Annotated in this window: 4 protein-coding genes and 1 pseudogene; 1 reads left to right on the top strand and 4 read right to left on the bottom strand. The window is 37.5% G+C overall.

Going from position 1 to position 3,244, the window contains the following annotated elements; genetic code table 11:
* On the top strand, positions 1–619 hold a 619-nt coding region (locus P20652_RS20395; RefSeq protein WP_033017572.1), incomplete at its 5' end, for a hypothetical protein.
* A 54-nt stretch (positions 620–673) separates the two neighbouring features.
* Here the strand turns inward: P20652_RS20395 and P20652_RS07200 are convergent.
* The 4 genes and pseudogenes from P20652_RS07200 to P20652_RS07185 all read right to left on the bottom strand — a co-directional run.
* A complete protein-coding gene (locus P20652_RS07200) occupies positions 674–1,126 on the bottom strand; it encodes a GNAT family N-acetyltransferase (RefSeq protein WP_008169687.1) in 453 nt (150 codons plus the stop codon).
* 82 nt (positions 1,127–1,208) lie between these two features.
* A complete protein-coding gene (locus P20652_RS07195; RefSeq protein WP_008169688.1) occupies positions 1,209–1,802 on the bottom strand; it encodes a DUF2238 domain-containing protein in 594 nt (197 codons plus the stop codon).
* A 61-nt stretch (positions 1,803–1,863) separates the two neighbouring features.
* On the bottom strand, positions 1,864–2,655 hold the full coding sequence (locus P20652_RS07190; protein ID WP_008169689.1) for an SDR family oxidoreductase: 792 nt from the start codon (positions 2,653–2,655) through the stop codon (positions 1,864–1,866).
* A gap of 60 nt (positions 2,656–2,715) precedes the next feature.
* Positions 2,716–3,244 (bottom strand): annotated as a pseudogene (locus tag P20652_RS07185) (DUF962 domain-containing protein); the annotation flags it as partial.

Genomic DNA, 3,244 nt, shown 5'->3' on the forward strand with positions numbered 1-3,244 from the left:
AAAACTAGAAGATGTTCTAAAACCATTGGAAATGCAATTTTTCATTACTAAATACAATGAACAAAAAGATCAAGATAGCAGTGAACTAATGAGCTTCTTTTCATTGAACTTTGGGTTGTGTGTAAGTGAGGATATTAATTATGGTCGCGGTTCAGATCGTAAATATGTAATCCAAAGACGCTTTAACAATACAAAAAACTTACAAGGCTATTTATCAGATGCAAAACATATCGCTTGTAATAACCCACAGTGTAAAGCGACCCACGACTATGAAATGCTATCAATGATAGAGATGTTTGATATGTTATGTCCTAAATGTAAATCTGGGACATGTAGTGTAGAACATGCAAATGTAGATGTTGAATTAGCTGATGAGAAGATTCTATTACCTGAGTTTGATATGCAATTTATAAACTCATTAAAAGTTGATAGCCCACAGTACCCGTCTGGTCTTGCACAAGAGCTTGATTGCACATATCAAAAGGTTGGTAAAAGAGCAGCAAAGTTGAAAGATATGGGCTTTTTACAGGCAAAAGAAATGACTATAGATCGAACGTTAGGTAAGAGAAATTACTATTCACTTACGGATGAAGCCGTTACAACATATTTTGAACAGTAGATCAATGCTACATAATAAGAACATTAAACGGAATTTGTTCTTCGCCCCCGTTTATTAGCTCTTACGATTGTTTTGATCATACACATTCTCAGGATTTATTTGCATTAGTAGTGCGGGGTTATCTATTGGCTTAAATCCGTATTGCGCATAAAGGCCATGCGCATCAGAAGTCGCTAATAAAAAGCGCCTGAGCCCTTGCAGCTCAGGGTGCTCTACTATCGTTTTAATGAGTAACTTACTCAGCCCATTTCCTTGCAAGTGCGGGGCAATAAATACATCTGCTAAATAAGCAAAGGTTGCTTTATCGGTCACTACTCGGGCAAAGCCAACTTGTTCGTTATGAGCGCTGTAAACACCAAAGCACATTGAGTTATCAATAGCCGATTGCATCACGCTTTTAGGAATGCCTTTGGCCCAATAGCTATTAGCAATAAAGTTATAAATAACGTTAAAGTTAAGTTTGCTTTTGTCTGTGCTAATTGAGTAGTTACTAATGTTTACTGTCATACGTTAGTAGTCTTTTTTACCAATGTTTTTATAAACATTTCTATAGAACGTTCCTATAAATAGTCTTCAACGTTGCTATAGCCTATAAATAATCTTTAACGTTTTTTAGCTGTTTGTCGTGTACTTTTGAAAGCAATAACAATGAGCAAATAGCCCCAAATAACGCCAGTCCCATATCTGATTGGGTATCCCACACGTAACCTTGCGTGCCTAAAAATGCTTCTGCGTTTTCGCCGCTTAACACTGCAACCCACCACTCTATTAATTCGTAAAAGGCGCTAAATGCTAAACATACCGAAATAACAAAGGTGATTAACCAGCCTCGACCATTTACTACTTTTTTGCGCAGTAAAATTTCGCGTGCTAGTAGTGCTGGTACAAACCCTTGAAAAAAGTGCCCTACTTTGTCGTAGTTATTACGCTCGCTACCAAATAGATTATCGAAAAAAGGGACTTCGGCGTAGGTGTAATGCCCGCCAATCATCAGCACAACGCAATGCGCTAAAATAAATGTATATAAAATAGGAGTAAGTTTAAAGTGGCTATAGGTACTTGCTAGCAGCACTAAACCAATAATTGCGGGGATAACTTCAAGCAGCCATGTAAATTGATCTTTTGGGTTAATACCAGAGTAAATTAATACAATAAAAAATAGGCTCAGCCATAAATACTTCATTTAGAATCCTTTTCTAAATTGATCAAATTTACGGCATTTTACGCCTTTGAAATAAACGACGCTACCTATAGTTTGTTTTTGCGGTAATGCGATTAAACAAAGTAGGAAAAAAGCGCTTAATTGTAGGCGCCCAACCACTTAAACCTTTGCCAATAATCACTTCGTCTTTTTTATTACTAATGGCACGAATCATTTTTGAAGCCGCTACGCTTACATCCATGCCATTTTCTATCGACTCTTCTGGTTTATTTTGCGCTATGCCTTGCTCGTTTAGTGAGTTATGCGCAATTGCTGTTTTAATAGAACCTGGGCAAATTGTTAAACAATGAATATTATGTTGTGCTACTTCTGCACGTAGGCAATCCATAAAACCAACAACCGCATATTTAGAACCCGAATAACCCGTTCTAAATTTTGAACCTACTTTACCCGCCACACTACTAATAGACACAATTGAACCACTGCGCCTTGCCACCATAGTAGGTAATACAGCTTTAGTAAGTGCAATTAAGCCAAAGTAATTAACCTCCATTAATTGGCGGTACACGTTAAAGTCGTTTTCTAAAAATAAACTGCGCTGCGATACGCCGCCGTTATTAATTAAAATATCAATTGCAGGAAGCTCGCTCATTTTTGCTGTTATTGTACTCAGTACATGCTCTGGCTGGGCTAAGTCCAGCGGCACAACTAAGTGCCCTTCGCCTTTAAGCGTTGCTTTTAAATCGTTTAGTTTATCTACATTGCGCGCCGATAAAATAACGCGCGCTCCAAGCTCGGCAAATTGTATAGCAAGCTCTTTACCAATACCTGATGATGCGCCGGTGATCCACACGGTTTTATTATTATATTGCATGCGTTATCTGCCCTTTTATTGTTATTTATTAGGTTTTATAAAGGTACTTAGTAAAGTATTTTACGCCTTTGTAGGACCTGCTATTGCGTTTACTTCATCTTCTAATGTTTTGTAAAAACCCATTAAAAATAGTAGTTCAACAGTTACGTACAAAGGGCCTATAATTAAACCAATTAAATCATCTACAAACGCTGGTTTTTTACCTTCGTAATAGTGCCCAATAAACTGTAATACCCAGCCAAATACAAACACACCTACGCCAATACTCAACCAAGGCCAAAACGCCATTGCTGCAATGGGCTGAGCACCAACAAGAAGTAAAGTGAATATAACGGCCATAATAAAGCCAAGCGAAAAGCTCAGCATAAAATAATAAACAACCGACGCTAATACAAAAAGTTGTGCACCATCAATTACAACGCTATTAATCATTAAGCTATCAGTAACAAAACCATCAAAGGGTATTTGAATGCGCGCAAGTAAACACAACGCCGCAAATACAATGAGCGGAATACCAAAAAATGAGTTAAAACGTTGCGTTTAGAACGATGATACAGACCATAATTACCAAGCTGTTGTTGAAGTGTTT

The sequence above is a fragment of the Pseudoalteromonas sp. BSi20652 genome (assembly GCF_000239855.1).
Taxonomy (GTDB): domain Bacteria; phylum Pseudomonadota; class Gammaproteobacteria; order Enterobacterales; family Alteromonadaceae; genus Pseudoalteromonas.

Coding starts and splice junctions, on each gene's coding strand:
- P20652_RS07200 (WP_008169687.1), bottom strand. CDS start 1,126: ATGACAGTAAACATTAGTAACTACTCAATTAGCACAGACAAAAGCAAA.
- P20652_RS07195 (WP_008169688.1), bottom strand. CDS start 1,802: ATGAAGTATTTATGGCTGAGCCTATTTTTTATTGTATTAATTTACTCT.
- P20652_RS07190 (WP_008169689.1), bottom strand. CDS start 2,655: ATGCAATATAATAATAAAACCGTGTGGATCACCGGCGCATCATCAGGT.